The 19,338-nt window shown below is 67.3% G+C and carries 18 protein-coding genes, 1 tRNA gene and 1 pseudogene; 7 read left to right on the top strand and 13 right to left on the bottom strand.

Going from position 1 to position 19,338, the window contains the following annotated elements:
- Positions 1 to 94: 94 nt before the first annotated feature.
- Entirely contained in the window at positions 95 to 805 is a 711-nt protein-coding gene (locus HX774_RS14445) for a YceI family protein (RefSeq protein ID WP_178827834.1), read from the bottom strand.
- A gap of 181 nt (positions 806 to 986) precedes the next feature.
- Between HX774_RS14445 and mutL the strand changes: the two genes are divergently transcribed.
- The 3 genes and pseudogenes from mutL to HX774_RS14460 all read left to right on the top strand — a co-directional run bounded on the left by mutL (position 987) and on the right by HX774_RS14460 (position 3,858).
- Positions 987 to 2,900, top strand: coding sequence for a DNA mismatch repair endonuclease MutL (gene mutL, locus HX774_RS14450; protein ID WP_178827836.1), 1,914 nt, complete (start codon positions 987 to 989; stop codon positions 2,898 to 2,900).
- A gap of 36 nt (positions 2,901 to 2,936) precedes the next feature.
- Positions 2,937 to 3,405 (top strand): annotated as a pseudogene (locus tag HX774_RS14455) (low molecular weight protein-tyrosine-phosphatase).
- A 177-nt stretch (positions 3,406 to 3,582) separates the two neighbouring features.
- Complete coding sequence (locus tag HX774_RS14460; protein ID WP_178827838.1) at positions 3,583 to 3,858, top strand: YjhX family toxin; 276 nt, start codon at positions 3,583 to 3,585, stop codon at positions 3,856 to 3,858.
- A 39-nt stretch (positions 3,859 to 3,897) separates the two neighbouring features.
- Here the strand turns inward: HX774_RS14460 and HX774_RS14465 are convergent, their stop codons facing one another.
- From HX774_RS14465 to HX774_RS14480, 4 genes are all read right to left on the bottom strand, one after another.
- Entirely contained in the window at positions 3,898 to 4,830 is a 933-nt protein-coding gene (locus HX774_RS14465; protein ID WP_178827840.1) for a dienelactone hydrolase family protein, read from the bottom strand.
- Between the two features lie 82 nt (positions 4,831 to 4,912).
- Positions 4,913 to 5,479, bottom strand: a complete 567-nt coding sequence (rsmD, locus tag HX774_RS14470) for a 16S rRNA (guanine(966)-N(2))-methyltransferase RsmD (RefSeq protein WP_114816555.1) — start codon at positions 5,477 to 5,479, stop codon at positions 4,913 to 4,915.
- Between the two features lies 1 nt (position 5,480).
- Entirely contained in the window at positions 5,481 to 5,909 is a 429-nt protein-coding gene (locus HX774_RS14475) for a GFA family protein (protein ID WP_255500469.1), read from the bottom strand.
- A 21-nt stretch (positions 5,910 to 5,930) separates the two neighbouring features.
- Positions 5,931 to 7,616, bottom strand: a complete 1,686-nt coding sequence (locus HX774_RS14480) for a pseudouridine synthase (RefSeq protein ID WP_178827842.1) — start codon at positions 7,614 to 7,616, stop codon at positions 5,931 to 5,933.
- A 12-nt stretch (positions 7,617 to 7,628) separates the two neighbouring features.
- Between HX774_RS14480 and tadA the strand changes: the two genes are divergently transcribed.
- Both tadA and HX774_RS14490 read left to right on the top strand, forming a co-directional pair.
- Entirely contained in the window at positions 7,629 to 8,087 is a 459-nt protein-coding gene (gene tadA, locus HX774_RS14485) for a tRNA adenosine(34) deaminase TadA (RefSeq protein WP_178827844.1), read from the top strand.
- 29 nt (positions 8,088 to 8,116) lie between these two features.
- Entirely contained in the window at positions 8,117 to 8,533 is a 417-nt protein-coding gene (locus HX774_RS14490) for an MliC family protein (RefSeq protein WP_178827846.1), read from the top strand.
- A 112-nt stretch (positions 8,534 to 8,645) separates the two neighbouring features.
- Here the strand turns inward: HX774_RS14490 and HX774_RS14495 are convergent, their stop codons facing one another.
- The 3 genes from HX774_RS14495 to HX774_RS14505 all read right to left on the bottom strand — a co-directional run bounded on the left by HX774_RS14495 (position 8,646) and on the right by HX774_RS14505 (position 11,470).
- On the bottom strand, positions 8,646 to 8,972 hold the full coding sequence (locus tag HX774_RS14495) for a hypothetical protein (RefSeq protein WP_178827848.1): 327 nt from the start codon (positions 8,970 to 8,972) through the stop codon (positions 8,646 to 8,648).
- Between the two features lie 92 nt (positions 8,973 to 9,064).
- Complete coding sequence (gene rsgA / locus HX774_RS14500) at positions 9,065 to 10,138, bottom strand: ribosome small subunit-dependent GTPase A (RefSeq protein WP_178827850.1); 1,074 nt, start codon at positions 10,136 to 10,138, stop codon at positions 9,065 to 9,067.
- A gap of 87 nt (positions 10,139 to 10,225) precedes the next feature.
- Positions 10,226 to 11,470 (bottom strand): class I SAM-dependent RNA methyltransferase, encoded by a 1,245-nt coding sequence (locus HX774_RS14505; RefSeq protein WP_178827851.1) that lies wholly within the window; start codon positions 11,468 to 11,470, stop codon positions 10,226 to 10,228.
- Positions 11,471 to 11,626: 156 nt separating this feature from the next.
- Here HX774_RS14505 and HX774_RS14510 point away from each other — a divergent pair, with 156 nt between their 5' ends.
- Positions 11,627 to 12,265 carry a glycine zipper 2TM domain-containing protein gene (locus HX774_RS14510; protein WP_178827853.1) on the top strand — a complete coding sequence of 213 codons (639 nt, stop codon included), beginning with the start codon at positions 11,627 to 11,629 and terminating at the stop codon, positions 12,263 to 12,265.
- Positions 12,266 to 12,338: 73 nt separating this feature from the next.
- Here HX774_RS14510 and HX774_RS14515 read toward each other — a convergent pair whose 3' ends face one another.
- The 5 genes from HX774_RS14515 to HX774_RS14535 form a co-directional block, all read right to left on the bottom strand.
- Complete coding sequence (locus HX774_RS14515) at positions 12,339 to 13,073, bottom strand: TlyA family RNA methyltransferase (protein ID WP_178827855.1); 735 nt, start codon at positions 13,071 to 13,073, stop codon at positions 12,339 to 12,341.
- Positions 13,070 to 15,805, bottom strand: coding sequence for a valine--tRNA ligase (locus tag HX774_RS14520; RefSeq protein WP_178827857.1), 2,736 nt, complete (start codon positions 15,803 to 15,805; stop codon positions 13,070 to 13,072). Before HX774_RS14520 ends, HX774_RS14515 begins: the two co-directional genes overlap by 4 nt.
- 130 nt (positions 15,806 to 15,935) lie before the next feature.
- Entirely contained in the window at positions 15,936 to 16,502 is a 567-nt protein-coding gene (locus HX774_RS14525; RefSeq protein WP_114816563.1) for a DUF2497 domain-containing protein, read from the bottom strand.
- Between the two features lie 171 nt (positions 16,503 to 16,673).
- Entirely contained in the window at positions 16,674 to 18,242 is a 1,569-nt protein-coding gene (locus HX774_RS14530; RefSeq protein ID WP_178827859.1) for a TolC family outer membrane protein, read from the bottom strand.
- A 138-nt stretch (positions 18,243 to 18,380) separates the two neighbouring features.
- Positions 18,381 to 19,010: a protein-L-isoaspartate O-methyltransferase gene (locus HX774_RS14535; protein ID WP_178827861.1), complete on the bottom strand. Its 630-nt coding sequence runs from the start codon at positions 19,008 to 19,010 to the stop codon at positions 18,381 to 18,383.
- A 134-nt stretch (positions 19,011 to 19,144) separates the two neighbouring features.
- On the opposite strand from HX774_RS14535, the gene HX774_RS14540 reads away from it, so the two are divergent.
- Positions 19,145 to 19,218 (top strand) — tRNA-Cys (locus tag HX774_RS14540).
- Positions 19,219 to 19,338 lie beyond the last annotated feature (120 nt).

Here is a 19,338-nt window from a genome sequence, read left to right on the forward strand (position 1 = left end):
GCAGAGCCAGACGCCATAGCCTCCAGTCTCTATCCGACGCCTGGGTCCCGGATCAGCCTGTCTGCTGTCCGGGATGACGGCGAAGGGTCAGCTATTAGGCGGCTGGGGCTGCGACAGCCGCCGGAGCGACCTGCTGCAGGAACTCGCCGTCGAAGCGGATGGTGGTCTCGTCGCCCACCGGACCGACCGGCATGCCGAAGTCCGAGCGCTTGAACTTGCCTTCAGCCGCGAAGCCGATGGCCGGCACCTGCATGAAGGGGTGCTTCTCGATCTCGCCGTTGAAGGTCGCGTCCAGCGTCACCGGCTTGGTCACGCCCAGGAAGGTCAGGTCGCCTGTCACCTTGGCCGTGCGCGGACCGGTCAGCTCGACCTTGGTGGACTTGAAGGTGATCTGCGGGAAGGCGCCGGCGTTCAGGAAGTTCTTGTTCTTGGCGATGTCCTCGCTCCAGCTCTTGAAGCCGGTGGCAGCGTGGGTGCCGGTGTAGTCGCCCGGATAGTTGGCGTCGACCGAGGTCGGGTCGATGCTGACCTCGACGGTGCTGTTGGCCAGGTTGGCCGGGTCCAGCGTGATCCTGGCGTCGAACGTGTTGAAGCGGGCGGTGTAGTTCGAAATCGTGTTGTGGCCAATCGACCACTGCAGCGAAGCGTGGGTCGGGTCCATGACATAGACGCCGGCCGGGGCCTTCAGCTCGACCGGAGCGGTCGCAGCGGCGTCAGTGGCGGGGGTCTTGTCAGCGGCGGGTTGGCTGCAGGCGGCCAGCAGGGCGGCGGCCGAAACGGCCAGGATGGCGGCTTTAATCTTCATGGGGAGGACCTCGTTGAATGTTCAGGACTGGACACGAGGCCCAGATACGGTTCGTCTGTCCGTCGGCGCGCGGCTCGGACTGCAACAGTATAAGTTGCGATTGCTGACCTTCAAGCCCCGTTCGTGCAAAAATGCGGATTGAGGTGCGCCCCGCGCGCCGCCCGCCTATCTTGCGACTCACATGCCCATTCGCCGCCTCCCCCCCGAAACCGTCAATCGCATCGCCGCAGGCGAGGTGGTCGAACGCCCCGCCAGCGCCATCAAGGAACTGGTCGAGAACGCGCTGGACGCGGGGGCCTCGCGCGTCGAGATCCAGGCGGACGGCGGCGGTCTGACCCGCATCCTGATCGCCGACGACGGAAAGGGCATCCCCAGGGACGAACTGCCGCTGGCGGTCGAGCGCCACGCCACATCGAAACTGGAGCCCGACGACGCGGGCGACGTGGACCTGTTGCGCATCTCAACCCTCGGCTTCCGCGGCGAGGCCCTGCCCTCCATCGGCTCGGTCGCTCGTTTGACCATTACGACACGGGCGAGGGAAGAAGCCGACGCCTGGGCCGTGACCGTCGACGGCGGCGATCAGCGTCCGGTGGCCCCCGCCGGCTTCCCCGGCCCTCACGGCGCCCGTGTCGAGGTCCGCGACCTCTTCTACGCCACGCCCGCCCGCCTGAAGTTCATGAAGTCCGAGCGGTCCGAGGCCATGGCCATCTCGGAAGAGATCAAGCGTCAGGCCATGGCCCACGAGACCGTCGCCTTCACCCTGTCGCTGGACGGCAAGGTGACGCTGCGCCTGCCCGCAGAGCATCCGGGCTTCGAAGGCCGCCTGAAACGCCTCGGCGCCCTGCTGGGTCGGGACTTTGAGGCGAACGCCCTGCTGATCGATCAGGAGCGGGACGGCGTGCGCCTGTCCGGTTATGCGGGCCTGCCCACCTATTCGCGCGGCAATGCGGCGCACCAGTTCCTGTTCGTCAACGGCCGCCCGGTGCGCGACCGGCTGCTGCAAGGCGCCCTACGCGGCGCCTACGCCGACTTCCTGGCCCGCGACCGGCATCCGGCGGCGGCGCTGTTCCTCGACATCGACCCGCTCTACGTCGATGTGAACGTCCACCCCGCCAAGGCCGAGGTTCGCTTCCGCGATCCGGCTCTGGTGCGCGGCCTGATCGTCGGCGCCCTGCGTCACGCCCTGCACGCCGCCGGCCACCGCGCCTCGACCACGGTCGCCGCCGACGCCCTGTCGGGGTTCCGCCCGCATACGGGCGAGGCCCTCTACAGCCCCACCTCGCCGTCAGCCCAGTCCTTCGGCCAAGCAGCGCCCGGCTGGAGCGGCTGGCAGGGCTGGTCGCAACCGGCCGCCGCCGCTCAGAACCTGCCCGGCCTGAACGAACGCTCCGCCCGCGTCGAGCACACCTGGAGCGGCGAAGCCGCCGCCCCCAGCTTCCGCACCCTGGGTGAAATCCAGGCCGAACACGCGGGCCAGATCGCGCCCGGCGCCCAGACGCCGCCCGACCTGATCGACTACCCGCTCGGCGCCGCGCGCGCTCAACTGCACGGCACATACATTGTCGCCCAGACCCGGGACGGTCTGGTCGTCGTCGATCAGCACGCGGCCCACGAACGCCTCGTCTATGAGCGGATGAAGGTTCAGATGGCCGACGGGTCCGTCACCCGTCAGGCCCTGCTGACCCCCGAGGTGGTCGAACTGGACTCCGCCGAGGCCGACCGCGTCGCCGCCAAGGCCGAGGAACTGGCCGAGATGGGCCTGATTGTCGAGGCCTTCGGCGTCGGCGCTGTGCTGGTCCGCGAAACGCCCGCGCTTCTGGGCGACACCGATGTTCAGGGCCTGATCCGCGACATCGCCGACGACCTGTCCGAACACGGCGCCGCCCTGTCGCTGAAGGAGCGCATGGCCGAGGTCTGCGGCACCATGGCCTGCCACGGCAGCGTCCGCGCCGGCCGCGTCCTCAGCGCCCCCGAAATGAACGCCCTGCTGCGCCAGATGGAGGCCACGCCCCACTCCGGCCAGTGCAACCACGGCCGCCCGACCTACGTCGAGCTGAAGCTCAACGACCTCGAGAAGCTGTTCGGGCGACGGTAGGCTTCTCGTCGCCCTATAGCTTCGCTACTTGATGTCATGACCTACAGCGTCCTCTTCGTCTGCCTCGGCAACATCTGTCGCTCGCCCCTGGCCGAGGCAGCCTTCCGCGAAGAGGCCCGTCGCCTGAATCTGGACGTGATCGTCGATTCCGCCGGCACCGGCGATTGGCACGTCGGCGCTCCGCCCGACCCGCGCGCCCAGGCCGTGGCGCGCAAGAACGGCGTCGACATCTCCATCCTGCGCGGGCGTCAGGTGAAGCCCGCAGACTTCCGCCGCTTCACCCATATCGTCGCCCTGGACGAGGACAACCTCGTCAACCTGCGCCGCCTCGCCCCCGCTGACGCCATGGCCGACCTCAGCCTGCTGCTGGGATCACGTCGAGGGCCGCGAGGGCCAGCCGGTGGCCGATCCCTATTTCGGCGACGACGACGGCTTCGATATCACCTGGGCCGAGGTGACCGCCGGCGCGCGCGGTCTGGCCCGGAAGCTGCGCCGCAACGATTGAAACCGGGCGCCGGCCTCGCTATCACTCGCCCCTCACCTGTTGGGACTGTTTATGTCTGAGAATGTGTTCACGGCCTGAGGCCCGGACGCTGAAAACCCGTCCGAGGCCGCTCGTAACGCCCCGCGTCTGAATGATCGACGCCGGGCGCACGCTGACGCCTGTCCCGGACAACCTGAAATGAACATCTCCCGTGCGGAACAACGCACGCTCCACGCCCTGGCCCAGGGCGGTCGCATCCTGCTGGAACGCGACGATCAGGGCCATATCATCGCCGCCCGCTGCTTCAGCCGTGAAGGCTGGGTGCTCGACGGCTGCGACCTCGAGCAATGGCGCAGCCTGAAACGCAAGGGCGTCATCAAGTCGCGAAACGGCGGCCCCTATGTCGTCAATCGCGATGGGCTGGCTCGCCTGCGCAGCCAACTGGACAACCGCGTCTCAGGACGCGGTTTCTGACCCCAAGGACGCGCGCGACACAGAGGTCGCGTGCGTCCGTCAGGGTTTCAGCGCCGCCGCCATGAAGGCCGTCACCTGGGGCCAAGCGTCTTGACGCGCCGCTGCGTCGGCCTCGGGCGAACCGCCGCTGCGCGGGCTGTCGCGCGGCCCGCCGTCGCCGACCAGATCATGCCCCGCCTCGGGATAAATCAGGGCGGTCGTCTCCCGCCCCGCCGTTTCACGAGACGCCACGATGGCCCGCGCCGCCGCCGCCGAATCCCACTGGGCGTCCCGCTCGCCCGCAATCAAGATCAGCGGCCCGGCATAGGCCTCCACCGGAATGCGCGCCTCTACCTCCTTCTGAGGGTGGTCCGCCCGCCCATTGGCGTGGATGGCCCGCAGGTCCGCCTTGCCCGGTCCCGCCAGCAGCCCTTCGACGAATCCGCGATAGGGCATGAAGGGCAGCGGCGTTCCGTCGAACGAGAACGAAGAGCGCGTGTCCTCGGCCTCCAGCGTCTCCAGGCCCCAGCCCTCCCAGACCACGTCTGTGGGCGCATAGGCGACGACCGCGTCGATCCAGTCGTAGCGGCTGGCCGCGATCAGGGCGAACTCCGCCCCCTTGGAAGCGCCAAACAACCCGAACCGCTCCACATCGACGCCGGGCATACCACGCAAGGCGTCGCGCAGCTCGGCCAGTTGGTCTACGCGAATGTCGATAAAGCTGCCGGCGATCTCGGGCAGAGCCTTGGGCGGGCCAAACTCGGCCCAGTCCGGCGAATAATAGGGCAGCCCCACCGCCGCATAGCCCATCCCGGCCAGGATCGGACCGAATCGGTCGCCCGCTTCGGTCCCGCCGTCCGCGCCGTGCAGGATCACCACCACGGGCCGGGCCCCTTCGCTCGCCTCGACATAGACCTTGGCATGGGGAAAGCCTGGGATCGCCGCAGATGCGACCTGCGCCCACCCGACGCCGGGAGCTAGTCCGATAGCCAAGGCTGCGCCAACTAGTGTGCGCCGTGCAATCCGTCCAAACATGACACCCTCCGCGTCCGCCCAAAGACAGACGCCATGGGTATCAGTGTTCGCTTTTCAGGAACAGGACCCGCGCCGCGCCATAGTCGCGCGTGTCCAGACGCTCATAGCCTGGCGTGTCGATATCCGGTTCGTCCGAGCCGCGCTCGAACACCACAATGGCGCCGGGCTTCAGCCACTGGCCTTCGCGCAGCCGCGCCAGCGTCTGTTCGCCCAGGCCCTTGGCGTAGGGCGGATCGAGGAAGGCCAGGTCGAAGGCCTCGCCCACCGAGCCGGGACGCTCGCCCAGGTCGATGGCGCTGCGTCGATGAACCCGCCCCCGACCGAACAGGCCATAGGCGTCCATGTTCTCGCGAATCACGCCGCGCGCGCCGTCGTCGATCTCGACGAACAGGGCGAAGGCCGCGCCGCGCGACAGGGCCTCGAAACCGAGTGCGCCCGACCCGGCGTAGATGTCCATGACCCGCGCATCGCGCAGGCCCTCGGCCCAAGAGGCGTGTTCCAGCACGTTGAAGATGGCCTGACGCGCCCGGTCAGACGTCGGACGCGTATTCTGCCCCTCGGGCGCGAGAATGGCGCGCCCTTTCAGGCTGCCCGCAACGATCCGCATGTCAGGTCTCGCCTGGGGCGTACAGAGCCTCGACCTCCGCGCCGCTCAGGCGCGGGCGTTCGCCGGCGAACTCATAGTTGGCGGGCTTGGAGTCGATGTAGATCTCGTCCTCGAAGGCGAAGATAGCGGGGTCGTCGAAGGCCTGGACCGAGACCATGGTCATGCCGCCCGCCTTCAGCCGCCAGAACAGACCGGAACCGCAGGCCGAGCAGAACTGACGCTCCGCCCACTCCGACGAAGAATAGGTCGCGACAGGGCCGACAACCGCGACGCTGTCGCCGCAGTTGACGCTCAGCGAGACGCCGCCCGAAATCCGGCGACAGCTCTCGCAGTGACAGGCGTGCATCCCGCCCTGCGGCACGGCGGTGAAGCTCACCTCGCCGCAAAGGCAACGGCCCGCCAGACGCGCGCCGTCCTTGACCTCGACCATGGTCAGCTCCCCGTCCAGACCTTAGCTGCGCCCGCGCGGACCGCCACGACCGCCCGAAGGCTTGCCGCCGAACGGTTTCCCGCCGCCGGTCGGACGCGAGCCGCCAGGCTTGGAACCAAAGCCGCCCGGTTTGGCGCCGAAGCCGCCGGGCTTGCCGCCGGAACGCGGTGCGCCGTCGCGCGGTTTGAAGTCCCGCTGCGGACGGTCGCTGGCCCCACCCTCGCGCGGTTTGAAATCGCGTTGCGGACGGTCGCCACCCGAGCGCGGTGCGCCGTCGCGAGGCTGGAAGTCGCGTTTCGGACGGTCGCCACCTGAACGGACGCCGTCGCGGGGCGCGAAGTCACGCTTCGGACGGTCGCCGAAACCGCCCTTGGCGCCGTCACGGGGGGCGCGACGGTCGTCAATCAGTTGCGGCTCGGAGCGGTTGAAGGGCTTGCGCGGGCGATCCGACCACTCGCCGCCCTGGGCGGCTTCCGGTCGGGCGCGCGGCTTGAAGGTCTTGGTATGCTCGAACTTGGGCGCGGACTTGGCCCAGCCTTCCTTCTTGGCCGGACGGTCGCGACGGTCGACAGCGTTCTCGGTGGCTTCCGTGGCCGCACGGACGCGGCTGGGCTTGCGCGAGGGGTCAGACATGGCCGAACCCGAACGGCCCGCCACGATGGGCGAAGACGTGCGACGGCCGGGGATCGGCGCCGGCGTCGAGACGGTGTTGCCGGTCGGCAGGTTCTCGGGCCGGATGTGCTCGGCCAGCATTTCGCGGATCACGCGAGGGCCGACTTCCTCGACCGCCCCGACGGGCAGAGTGCCCAGCTGGAACGGACCATAGGCCAGACGGATCAGTCGGTTCACGGTCAGACCGATGGACTCCAGAACCTTGCGGACTTCGCGGTTCTTGCCTTCGGTGATCGAGACGCTGATCCACAGGTTGGCCGAGCTGCGCTCGCCGTCCTCTTTTTCCTTGGCCTTGTCGATGGTCGCTTCCATCGGGCCATAGTGGATGCCGTCAACGGTGCAGCCGGTCTTCAGCTTGTCCAGCTCGGCCTGGGTGATGCGGCCCCGGGCGCGGGCCCGGTAATGGCGCACCAGTGCTGTGTCAGGCATTTCCAGCGCCCGGCTCAGCTCGCCGTCGTTGGTCAGCAGCAGCAGACCTTCGGTGTTCATGTCTAGTCGGCCGACCGAGATCACGCGCGGCAGACCGCTGGGCAGGGCGTCGAACACGGTCGGACGGCCCGCCGGGTCGTTGTGGCTGGTCAGCAGACCGGCGGGCTTGTGATAGCGCCAGACGCGGGTCGCCTGGGCAGAGCCCATCGGCTTGCCATTGACGGTGATGACGTCGTCGCGCGTCACCAGGGTCGCGGGCGTGTCCAGGATGCGGCCGTTGACCGCCACCTTGCCCAGACCGATCAGACGCTCGACCTCGCGGCGCGAGGCGATGCCGGCGCGGGCCATGGCCTTGGCGATTCGCTCGCTGCGAGCGGGCGTAGCCGATTCCTTGCCGACGGAGGCGCCTTTCGGGCCGCCCTTGCCTGCGCCCTTCACAAAAGGCTTGTCGCCGCGATCATCCTTGCGGTCGCCGCGTGGCGGGCCTTTGCGGTCTGCGAAGCCGCCCTTGTCGGGGCGCGCGCCGGCGAATTTACGGGGACCGCGTGGGCCGTCGTCTTGACGGAAGCGGGGGTTCTTGTCGTTGTCTTTGGGATGGCGATCCATGATGAGCGGTTCATGAGCATGGCGCTCGATCTGGCGCAAGCTGCGGCGCAAGCGGGCGAAGTGCCGGTCGGCGCAGTAATTGTCGATGAATCGACCGGCAAAGTGGTTGGTCGTGGGCAGAACGGCCCCATAACAGCCCATGATCCGACGGCTCATGCCGAGATCGTGGCCCTGCGTGATGCTGCGGCAACGTTGCAGAATTATCGCCTGACCGACCTGACACTTTATGTAACGCTGGAACCCTGCGCCATGTGCGCCGGCGCCATCAGCCACGCCCGCATCGGGCGGGTCGTCTGGGGGGCCGACGATCCCAAGGGCGGCGCCGTCGCCAACGGCGGTCGCTTCTTCGATCAGCCGACCTGCCACTGGCGCCCCGCCGTCGAGGGCGGCGTCATGGCCGAACCCGCCGCCGAGACCCTGCGCGCCTTCTTCCGCGCCCGACGCGGAACGCGCACCGCCACGGTGCGTTGACGCCACAGCTTGACCTTGGAGGCCTTCGCTTGTCGCACCCGCTCCTTCGCGCCGCCCCGGCCTTCGTCCTGACCGCCTTGCTCGGCGCCTGCGCGCCAGAGCCACGCAGCGCCCCGACAGATGGAGACGAGGTTCGTGAACGCGCGCTGGAGGCCCAGACGGCCAGCCGTCGCACCGGCGCTGAAATTCAGGATCGTGCCCTGAACCGCGTCGTCCGCGCGGTTTACCTCTGCGACAACAGCGAGCGACTAACCGTCGATTTCGACAATCCGCGTCAGATGGCGACACTGCGCACCTCTAACGGCGAAGCGGTCGATCTCTATCAGGAGCGCGCCGCCGACGGCATCTGGTACAGGGCCAGCAACCACGACCTGCGTGGCAAGGGCGACCGAGCCGTCTGGACCGTCGTCGATCGCGCCCCCGCCAACTGCCGGGCGGTGGATTAGGCCCAACCTACTCTTTGGCTAATCACGGCCCCGAGGGCATTTCAGCCCCACCTGTTCCGCAGCGAGAGAGCCAAAGTCCAGGCAAGGCGAAAATCCTTTTGGAGGAACAGGTCTACGGCGCGTCGGCCTCGACTTCACCCGCGTCGAATTCCTCGGCGGTGACGAATGCGGCTCCGTCCTGGTCAAGCACCCAGATCCCGATGAACGAGGGATGCTCAGGGTTCAGGTCCTCTTCGAGCAGGTCGCCCTCATAGAGGCCGACATTGCTGTAGTCGAAGTCCAGCATCAGCTGGCGGGCCATGCCGACCATTTCTTCGGCCATGCGGCGCGAATACCCCAGGGCTTCACTGGTATCGACGAACTCGTCGGCGAGCGTGCTGACTTCAGCCGCCTCGCTGCCTTCGGTCGCACTGGTGGTGACGATTGTATAAGCAGGCATGGTCATGTCTCATGAGAGTGGAACCCCACCCCTAGCCCGTTTGCCCGGCGAATCCGCCTGGATTCGGTAAACGATCCGGTGATCGCGGGGGATCAATCGCGAGAGCCGCGATCATTTCGCTTTGTGGCGCGGTAGTGCTTCTGAAGGGCGGCGAGGCGACGGCGCTCGGCGTCCTTGGCCACCCGGTCCGCCTTCTCTTCCGCCGCCGCCAGTTCAAGCTTCAGTTTCTGGAAATGCGCCCAGCGGTCGGGGTCCAGCGTCCCGTCTTCCAAAGCGGCGCGCACGGCGCAGCCCGGCTCGTTGGCATGGCTGCAGTCGCTGAAGCGGCAGTCTTGGGGTAGGTGCTCGATGTCATCGAACACTGCGCTGACGCCCTCTTCGGCGTCGATCAGGCCGACTTCGCGAATACCGGGGGTGTCGACGATCATGCCGCCGCCGGGCAGCATGATCAGCTGGCGGTGGCTGGTGGTGTGGCGCCCCTGGTCGTCGGACTCGCGGATAGCTTGGGTGGCCATCCGATCCTCGTTCAGGAAGGCGTTGACCAGGCTCGACTTTCCGACGCCGGACGAGCCGATCAGGACACAGGTTTCGCCGGGCTTCACCTGGTTGACCAGGGCGTCCAGGCCGAGCCCTTCCCGCGCTGAAACCAACAGCACCGGGCAATCGACGTCCAGCGCAGTGATCTCCGCGGCCAGCGCTTCTGGATCAGGGCTAAGATCGGACTTGGTCAGCACCACCACGGGCCGGGCCCCGCTTTGCCACGCGGCGGCCAGATAGCGCTGTATCCGTCGCGGATTCAGGTCAGCGTTCAGCGAGGTGACGATAAAGGCCACATCGATGTTGGCGGCGATGATCTGCAGCCCGCGCGAGCTGTGCGCCGCCCGGCGGACAAAGGCTGTGCTGCGCGGCAGGATGGCGTGGATGGTGGCGGTGCGTTCCTGTGGGCTCAGCGACAGCGCAACCCAGTCGCCGACAGCCGGATGACCGATCTCCTTGGCCTCGTGAAGCAGGCGCCCCGAAGCCTTGGCACGCAGTTCCCCCTGATCCGTGACGACAAGATAGCCGTCCCTTTGCTGAAGGACGACCCGCCCCGGCGTGTGGCCTGCCCGCGCGTGCGGCGCAAGGGCCGCCGCCAGTTGCTCGGACCATCCATATTGCTCGATCAAATGAGGGGCATCCCTATTACCGACCATCCAAGGCCGGGGCTCCATGTGCGCTTCTCTATGAGGCCGTCATTGAGCGACGACCAGACCTTAGCGCCGGAAGACACCGACCAGTTCAACGTGGGTCGACCACAGGAATTGGTCGATGGGCGTGACCTTCTCCAGCCGGAACCCTGCGTCGATCAGGATGCGGGCGTCGCGGGCGAAGGTCTGGGGATTGCACGACACCCCGACCACGAGGCCGGCCTTGGTCCCCGGCAGTTGCTGGGTCTGTTCCAGGGCTCCGGCGCGCGGGGGATCAATGACGATGGCCTCGCAGCCCTTGAGGTCGTAGGGCGACAGCGGGCGGCGGAACAGGTCACGCGCTTGGGCCTCAATGGTCTTCAGGCCCTGAGCCGTGGACACGCCCGCCTTCAACGCCGCGATGGAAGCCGCAGACGAATCCGCCGCGATGACGCCGGCCACCTCGGCCAGAGGGAAGGTAAAGGTGCCGGCGCCGCAGAACAGGTCGGCGACCTTTTTGGCCCCCCGCACCGCTTCGACCGCGCGGCTGACCATGGCCGCCTCAGCCGCCGGCGCCGCTTGCAGGAAGGCCCCAGGCGGCAGAGGCACGGTCGCCCGGCCAAAGGTGATGCGCGGCTGACGCGCCATCACAAGGGTATCGCCATCCAGGCTCAGCCGCGCCAGGTCCACCTCATGCGCCGCCGCGATGGCTCGCGCCCTCACGTCCGCCGTCAGGCCGCCTGATTTCTTCTCCACGCCGGTCACATCGACGTCCAGCCCGGTGTCGGTCAGGGTGACGTGCAGGGTCGGCGCCGACTTCGGATGCCCCAGGAAGGGCGCCGCCACCTTGGCCAGACCCGGCAGGGCTGCGATCAGCGCCGGATCAGACACGGGGCAGTCGGTCAGTTCGACCAGCCGCCACGACCGCCGCGCCTTGAAGCCCAGCAGGACGCGCCCGCCCGGGCCGCTGCGCGCATGCAGCGCCAGACGGCGGCGGCTCGCTTGCGGCACGGCGACGGTCGCCTCGACTTCGGTTTCGATGCCTTCACGCGCCAGCGTCTGGATCACGACGTCGCGCTTCCACGCCAGATAGGGCTCGTCCGCCCAGTGCTGCATCGGCGCGACGCCGCATTCAGCATAGGTCTCGGAATGGATCGGGCGGCGATCCGGGCTGGGTTCGAGCAGGTCGAACTGCTCCGCCCGTCCGTCCTTGACCTCGGCCGAGATCACTTCGCCCGGCAGGGCGCCAGGCACGAAGACGAGGCCGTTGGGCGTTTCGGCGATCCCGTCGCCCTGGTGGCCCATGCGGGCGATAGTCAGCGTTTGCGTCATGGCCCGGCTTCTAGCCGCTCTCGCGCCAAATCTGAAACCTGAACGAAGATGAACGAAGCGATCAAAAGCCGTTCAGCTTCGCCCCCCTATTTCTGGATGCAACAGACAGCGTAGCGAAGCCGTTCAGCTTCGGGATCTGTCACAGGAACACGAACGATGATCGGTCATCTGTCCAAAAAAGCATCCGCCGCTGCTGTCGCCGCCCTCGCTGTGGCCGGTTCGCTCATGGCTCCGGGCGTCGTCAGCGCCCAGACCTATGGCTACGGCTATCCGCCCGCCTACAACAGCTACGGCTCGCAGGGTCGCTACAATGACCCCTGCGTGGGCGATCAGCGTAGCCGGGCGACCAGCGGCGGCGTGCTGGGCGCCGCCATCGGCGCCGTGGCCGGCTCGCAGTTGGCGGCGCGCGGTCGTCGTACCGAGGGCAGCGTGCTGGGCGGGGTGCTCGGCGCCGCCATCGGCGCAGGCGTAGGCAACAGCTCCGCCAACTGCGACAGCCGTTATCGCTCGAACACCGGCTACAACCAGTCCTATAGCGGAACCTATGTCCCGCCGGCCTACGGCTACGACAACTCGGGCTATGATCGTCGCTACGATGACGGCTACGGCCGCGACTATCGCGAGTACGACCAAGGCTACAGCCAGCCCACGCCGGATTACCGCTACCAAAACAACCAGAACAACGACGAATGCCGACTCGCCGAGAGCGTCATTCGTCTGCCCGACGGTCGCAGCGAGACGCGCTACGTGCGCACCTGCCCCGACCAGAACGGCCGCTATCGCGTCGTCGATTAAGTTTCAGCCCCCCTGTCGATCGACGACGTGAAGAGGGCCGCCGGTTATCCGGCGGCCCTCTATTCTCTGGGGATCAGGCCCGGCGAGCCCACATCAGGAACTCGACGTTGCCGTCGCCGCCCGTGATCGGGCTTTCCGCCGTTTCCTGAACCTTCCAGCCGACGCTCCCCAGCCAGGCGCGTACGCCTTCGACCGCCGCCGCATGGGCCTCCGGGTCCTTGACCACGCCCTTCTTGCCCGCGTCCTTGGGCCCTGCCCCTTCGAACTGCGGCTTGACCAGGGTGATCAGGTCCGCATCCGACGTCGCCAGATCAAGAACGGCAGGCAACACCTTCGACAGCCCGATGAAGCTGGCGTCGCAGACGATCAGCGACGGCGCCTCGGAGATGATCTCAGGCGTCAGATCCCGCGCGTCCGTCCGCTCCAAATTGACCACGCGCGAATCTGCAGCGACCTTCGGATGCATCTGCCCGAAGCCGACATCCACGGCGAAGACCCGCGCTGCGCCACGATCCAGACAGACCTCGGTGAATCCGCCGGTCGAGGCGCCGACATCCAGAACCGTCCGCCCCTCGACCGCGACCGGCCACAGGTCCAGCGCATGTTCCAGCTTCAGCGCACCGCGTCCCACCCAGCGGTGAGCGGCGGCATAGCCGATCTCGGCGTCATCGCTGACCGACTGGGAGGCCGACTTGGCGGGCGCCCCGTCCACGGTGACGCCCCCCGCCTCGACCGCCGCCTTGGCCTTGGCGCGACTTTCCGTCAGGCCGCGCGTGACCAGCAACTGATCCAGCCGGACCTTTCTCACGCCCCGGCCATCGCATCCAGACGGGCCAGCGCCGCCTGCAGCTTGACCTTGCCCTCTTCGGCCTCGGCCAGCTTGGCGCGCTGCTCATCGACCACTTCCGGCGCGGCGCGCGACACGAAGTTGGGGTTGCCCAGCTTCTTGTTCACGTGGCCGATGTCGCTGTCGAAGACCGCGATCTCCTTCTCCAGACGCGCCCTTTCGGCGGTCAGGTCGATGATCCCGGCCAGCGACAGCGCCGCCGTCGTGGAGCCCGAGACGAAGGTCACAGCCCCGGCGGGCGCAGCCTCGACCGACGTGATCTCGGACACGCGGCCCAAGGTCAGCAGCAGGTCGCGATGGCGCGCGATCCGCTCGGCGGTCACGGCGTCAGGGGCGACGAAGGCCAGCGGCGGCTTGGCCGACGGCGGCACGTTCATCTCGGCCCGCAGGGCGCGGATTTCACCGACCAGATCAACCAGCCAGCCGATCTCGCCTTCCGCCGCCGTGTCGATGAAGGCGTCCGGCAGGACCGGCCATTCGGCGCCGATCAGCAGGCCTTCTCGGGCGGGGCCTTCCTTGCCCAGCTCGGCCCACAGCTCTTCAGTGATGAAGGGCATGACCGGATGCAGCAGCTTCAGCGTCTGGTCGATGGTCCAGGCAGTCATGGCCCGCGTCTCGGCCTTGGCAGCCTCATCCGCGCCGTTGAAGACCGGCTTGGCCAGTTCCAGATACCAGTCGCAGAAAACGTTCCAAACGAAGCGGTACAGGCCGCTGGCGGCGTCGTCGAAACGACCGCCCTCGATGGCTTCCGACACCGCACGCTCGGCCTTGGTCAGTTCGCCGCGAATCCAGCGGTTGATGGTTTGCTCGACCGTCGCGGGATCAAAGCCCTCGACCCGCTTGGCCTCGTTCATCTGGCTGAAGCGTGCGGCGTTCCACAGCTTGGTGCCGAAATTGCGATAGCCTTCAATGCGCTGCTTCGACAACTTGATGTCGCGCGTGCCCGACAGGATGGCCATGGTGAAGCGCAGCGGGTCTGCGCCCAGCTCGTCGATGATGCCCAGGGGGTCGATGACGTTGCCCTTGGACTTCGACATCTTCTGGCCTTTCTCGTCGCGGACCAGACCATTGATGATGACGCGCTTGAACGGGACCTCGCCGTCCATGAAGTGCATCCCCATCATCATCATCCGGGCGACCCAGAAGAAGATGATGTCCGCCGCCGTCACCAGATCGCTGGTCGGATAGAAGCGCTCCAGATCCTCGGTCTTCTCGGGCCAGCCCATGGTCGAGAAGGGCCACAGGGCCGAACTGAACCAGGTGTCCAGAACGTCCTCGTCCTGCGTCAGGGCCTTGCCGCCCGCCTGGGCGATGGCCTCTTCCTCGGTTTCAGCGACGTAGATCTGTCCGTCTTCGTCGTACCAGGCCGGAATGCGGTGGCCCCACCAGAGCTGACGCGAGATGCACCAGGGCTCGATGTTGCGCAGCCATTCGAAATAAATCTTCTCGTAGCTCTTGGGCTCGAAGACCGTGTCGCCCTGCTCCACCGCCTTCAGCGCCGGTTGAGCAAGTATATGAGCGTCAACGTACCACTGATCCGTCAGCCAAGGTTCAATGACCACGCCCGAGCGGTCGCCGTGGGGGGCGACGTGCTTGGTCTTCTCGATCTCGCGCAGCCAGTTCTCTTCCTCGGCGCGGGCGACGATGGCCTTGCGCGCGGCGAAGCGGTCCAGACCGACCAGATCGGCGGGGATTTCCGGCACGTCCTCGTTGGTGATGCGCGCAAAGGCGTCCAGCACGTTCAGCGCGGCCAGACCGGCGCGCTTGCCGACGCCGAAGTCGTTGAAGTCGTGCGCCGGCGTGATCTTCACCGCGCCCGAGCCCTTGGTCGGATCGGCGTAATCGTCGGCGACGATGGGGCTGCGACGGCCGGTGATCGGCAGGATGACTTCCTTGCCGACCAGACCCGCGTAACGCTCGTCATCGGGGTGAACCGCCACGCCGGTGTCGCCCAGCATGGTTTCGGGCCGCGTGGTGGCCACGACGATGAAGTCGCGGGTCTCAAACTCGGTGGCCTTGCCGTCCTCGTCGAAGGTCGTCGGGTGCTCATAGGTGACGCCGTCGGCCAGCGGATAGGCGAAGTGCCAGTAGTGGCCGTCCTGCTCGCGCTGCTCGACTTCCAGGTCCGAAATGGCGGTCTGGAAATGAGGGTCCCAGTTCACCAGCCGCTTGTCGCGATAGATTAGGCCGTCCTGATGCAGCTTGACGAAGACCTTGCGGACGGCGGCGTTCAGGCCCTCGTCCAGGGTGAAGCGCTCGCGCGACCAGTCGCAGCTGGCGCCCAGGCGGCGCAGCTGGCGCACGATGGTGCCTCCAGACTCCGCCTTCCACTCCCAGACCTTCTCGATAAAGGCGTCGCGGCCCATGTCGCGGCGTCCCGGCGCGCCCGCAGCCGCCAGCTGACGCTCGACCACCATCTGCGTCGCGATGCCGGCGTGGTCCGTGCCGGGCAGCCACAGCACGGCCTTGCCCTTCATCCGGTGATAGCGGGCCAGAATGTCCTGAAGCGTATTGTTCAGCGCGTGGCCGATATGCAGCGAGCCCGTCACGTTCGGCGGCGGAATAACGATCGAATAGGCGTCGGCGGCCCCGTCCGTCGGCTTGGCGGCGCGCGGCGCGAACAGGCCGCTCTCTTCCCACTGGGCGTAGAGACGCGGTTCGGCGGCCTGGGGTTCGAAAGTTTTCTCGAGCATTGTTTTTCTCTTTAGGTCCCTACCGCTCCGCACGCGGTGCGTCGCTGCATGAGGGGTGGGTTTCTTGAATGCGAAAGGGCGGCCCCGCCGGAGCCGCCCTCTAAGACTTAGTGTCTGGTGAAGCGAAGGGCTAGCCGGCGTTGCGGGCGATGCGTTCTACTTCCTTGCGTACCTGGGCTTCGACGATGCCCGGCAGGTTGGCGTCCAGCCAGTCCTTCAGCATCGGGCGGAGCATGTTCTGGACCATGGCCTCGACCGTATTGCCGCTGACGAACGGCAGGTCCTGCGGCGCGGATGCGGCGGGCGCTTCCGGCTTCTGGAAGGTGGCGGCCAGACCGGCGAAGGCCGAGGCGGCGCTGGCGGCGGCGCTTTCGCCGACCAGAGAATCATAGACCGGAGCGGCGAACGGCTGGGGCGCCGGTTCAGCCGCCGGGAACGGAGCCACGTCGGCCACTTCCAGGTCGCCGATCGACTCGGCGGCGGGCGCTTCATAGCGCTCGGTCAGTTCCAGAACCTCGTCCTCGACCGGGGCCGGCTCAACGGCTTCGGCCACGGGCTCGGGCGTCGGCGCGGCTTCCACGACCGGCTCGGGCGCTGCGGCGGCGGTTTCGGCCGGCGCGTCGTCTTCAGAGATGATCCGGCGGATCGACGCCAGAATCTCTTCCATCGTCGGTTCTTGGGCGGTCTGGTCGGTCATGGCAGAACCTTGGGCGAGCTGGGCTGAACCTTAGGGGGATCGCCGACAGGCGCCAGACGGCGCGCGACGATCAGGGCCGGGCAAACAGACTCGCCCTCCCCTTGTCACTGTCGTCGCACCAACGCCCGTCGGAATCAACGGACGTTTTTCGCCTGCCAGGCTAACCTCGCGTCAATTGCGGGGCGCGGTGCGGACGATTTCGCTCTTCAGCTGGGTGTCGATCGGCGCATCCTCGACGTCGGTCGCGGGCGTGATCCCAGGCGAAGCGACGCGGTCCAGCGCCTCGACCACGCCGTCCCACGGCAGACCGCCACGGTTGCGAACCGCCTTGTAGTTGGCCTCAGCGTCATAGGCGTCAATCGTCGGGTCCAGGTCGGGTCCGCCCAGACGGCCCATGGCGGCCAGGAGCTGAGCCTGGGCGACGTACTGATTGCGGTTGGCGCTGGCCAGCGTCACCTGGGCCGAGCGCAGTTCCAGTTCCTGGTTCAGCACGTCCAGCGTGGTGCGCAGACCGACCTGAGCTTCCTGACGCACGCCCTCGGCGGCGACAGAGGCTGCGCGGACGGCTTCCTGACCGGCTTGCAAGGTCGACTTGGCGGCGACGGTCTGGGCGTAGGCCGAGCTGACGCTCTGCAGCACGCCGCGACGCTCGCCCTCAACGCTGATCTGGGCGGCGTTGGCGCGCTCAAGCGCCTGGGCCACGCGCGAACGGTTCAGACCGCCGGTGAACAATGGCACCGACACGGTCGCGCCGGCGGTAAAGCTGGTGCGATCGGTCAGGTCAAAGCCCGACAGGTCATTGGCCGTGCCGCCGTAGGAGGCCGAAAGACGCGCCGACGGCAGGTATTCGGCACGGGCCGCAGCCACATTGGCCTCCGCCGCTTGCAGGGCGTAGGTCGCGGCCAGAACGCCAGGGTTCTCAGCCAGGGCTACGTCCAGCGCGCCGTCGAAATCGGTCGGCAGCCCCGGCAGGACCGGCAAGGTTTCCATATTGGCGGGCGCCTGGCCGACCACGGCGGCATAGGCCGCGCGCGACACGGACAGTTGCGCCTGGGCATTGGCCAGATCGGCGTCAGACTGGGCCAGACGGGCTTCGGACTGGGCCACGTCGGTGCGGGTGATCTCGCCCACTTCGAAGCGGGCGTTGGATTCGTCGAGCTGACGACGCAGGACGGTGATGTTCTCCTGGCGAATGCGCAGGATTTCCATGTCCCTCACCACATCGGCATAGGCCTGAATGACCGAGGCCATCACCTGCTGTTCGATATCACGCAGGTTCTCGCGGCCGGCGCGGACATTGGCCTCGGCGGCGTCGATGCCGCGTGCAGTGCGCCCAGCCGTCCAGATATTCTGCGACAGGCTGACGCTGGCGGTGGCGCCGTCGCTTTCGGTCGTGCCGCCGATAGACGAGCCAGGTAGCACGCCGACCGCGTCTGTAATATTGTCGCCGTTGGTGTCGATAGCGATCGACTGGCCCGCCGTCGCCACGCGATCCGTCCGCGTCCTGCTGTAGTCGATCCCGGCCGAAGCGCTGACCGTCGGGCGCAAGCCCGCGCGCGCCTGAACGATCGTCTCGTCAAGCGCCCGCTGGTTGGCGCGCTGGGCCAACAGCGTCGGGTTGGTGCGATAGGCCAGGCCGATCGCTTCCTGCAGGGTCTCGGCCCACGCAGGAGCCGCGCCAGCCCCCATCGCGAGAGTGACCAGAGCGACTGAAGCGAGCGCGCGCGAGCGTTTCAACATGAACCTGTTCCTGCCTGACGCCCCGACGGTGCGCCTGTGGTGCCTTCAATGGCGTAGTTGGAGGCAAGCCTCACCTTACGCCAGTTAAGTTTTTTTCACGCTAACGACACGGAAGTCCGTCGCTCGCCCTCAGCGCATTTAGAGCGCGAAGGCAGGCGCGGGAATCAACTCGCTCAGCACGGGCGGCGCACAGTCGAACAATTCGCGACGCGAAACCCCTTCGCGACCCCTGACATAGAGCACAGCCTTGCCGATCGGTCCGCTGCGCTCAACGACGGCCAGCCGACCGCCGGGCCGCAGAGCCGCGATCCACGATTCGGGACGCACCGGCACCGCAGCCTCGCTGACGATCAGGTCATAGCCCTCGCCCTGCGGCTGGCTCAGCGGTGCGACCACGGTGGCGACGCCTTCTTCAGCCAGGGCCGCGCCCGTCGCCTCGAACACCGCGGCGTCCGAATCCTGCACCGTCACGCTCAGGCCCATGCGCGCCAGAACGGCGGCGGCGTAGGGCCCCGCCATGACCAGCGCCTTTTCACCGGCGCGGGCGTCCAGCGCCTGCATCAGCTTGCCCAGGTCGCGCGGCAGCATCAGGCGACGCTCGCCCGCCACTTCCGGCTCGATATCGGCATAGGCGGAAAAGGCGCGGTCAGCGGCGCAGAAGCGTTCGCGCTCGACGGCCCCGAAAGCCGCCTGCAGGTCGCGGTCCGTGACGTCGTTCACACGGACTTGCGAGTCCAGCATGACCTTGCGTGCAGCGGCGAAATCCATGGTTCCGAAGTCCTTCAGGTCGGCGTAAGCAAATAAATCTGCGGCGCTTATAGGTCCGTGCGTTGCAGCCGACAATCCGATCTGATAGCTGACGCCCCTCGCGATGGTTCGGGGCTCGGTTTCGAGACTCAAATGGCCTGATGGCGGAGTGGTGACGCAGAGGACTGCAAATCCTTGCACCCGGGTTCGATTCCCGGTCAGGCCTCCATCGCGATTACAAACAGTTAGCCGCCCTTCGGGGCGGCTTTCTTGTTTCTGGTTTGCAGATCAGTTTGCAGCGCCTGTTCACTGTCCGGTCCAAAGTAGCGTGAGATCGCTAAAGCGAAGT

Origin of the sequence: Brevundimonas sp. P7753 (assembly GCF_013386595.1) — a bacterium.
Lineage (GTDB): Bacteria > Pseudomonadota > Alphaproteobacteria > Caulobacterales > Caulobacteraceae > Brevundimonas > Brevundimonas bullata.

Coding starts and splice junctions, on each gene's coding strand:
- HX774_RS14445 (WP_178827834.1), bottom strand. CDS start 805: ATGAAGATTAAAGCCGCCATCCTGGCCGTTTCGGCCGCCGCCCTGCTG.
- HX774_RS14505 (WP_178827851.1), bottom strand. CDS start 11,470: ATGACGCAAACGCTGACTATCGCCCGCATGGGCCACCAGGGCGACGGG.
- HX774_RS14535 (WP_178827861.1), bottom strand. CDS start 19,010: ATGGATTTCGCCGCTGCACGCAAGGTCATGCTGGACTCGCAAGTCCGT.
- rsmD (WP_114816555.1), bottom strand. CDS start 5,479: ATGCGGATCGTTGCGGGCAGCCTGAAAGGGCGCGCCATTCTCGCGCCC.
- HX774_RS14530 (WP_178827859.1), bottom strand. CDS start 18,242: ATGTTGAAACGCTCGCGCGCGCTCGCTTCAGTCGCTCTGGTCACTCTC.
- tadA (WP_178827844.1), top strand. CDS start 7,629: ATGAGCATGGCGCTCGATCTGGCGCAAGCTGCGGCGCAAGCGGGCGAA.
- HX774_RS14460 (WP_178827838.1), top strand. CDS start 3,583: ATGAACATCTCCCGTGCGGAACAACGCACGCTCCACGCCCTGGCCCAG.
- HX774_RS14480 (WP_178827842.1), bottom strand. CDS start 7,616: ATGGATCGCCATCCCAAAGACAACGACAAGAACCCCCGCTTCCGTCAA.
- mutL (WP_178827836.1), top strand. CDS start 987: ATGCCCATTCGCCGCCTCCCCCCCGAAACCGTCAATCGCATCGCCGCA.
- HX774_RS14495 (WP_178827848.1), bottom strand. CDS start 8,972: ATGCCTGCTTATACAATCGTCACCACCAGTGCGACCGAAGGCAGCGAG.
- HX774_RS14475 (WP_255500469.1), bottom strand. CDS start 5,909: ATGGTCGAGGTCAAGGACGGCGCGCGTCTGGCGGGCCGTTGCCTTTGC.
- HX774_RS14520 (WP_178827857.1), bottom strand. CDS start 15,805: ATGCTCGAGAAAACTTTCGAACCCCAGGCCGCCGAACCGCGTCTCTAC.
- HX774_RS14510 (WP_178827853.1), top strand. CDS start 11,627: ATGATCGGTCATCTGTCCAAAAAAGCATCCGCCGCTGCTGTCGCCGCC.
- HX774_RS14525 (WP_114816563.1), bottom strand. CDS start 16,502: ATGACCGACCAGACCGCCCAAGAACCGACGATGGAAGAGATTCTGGCG.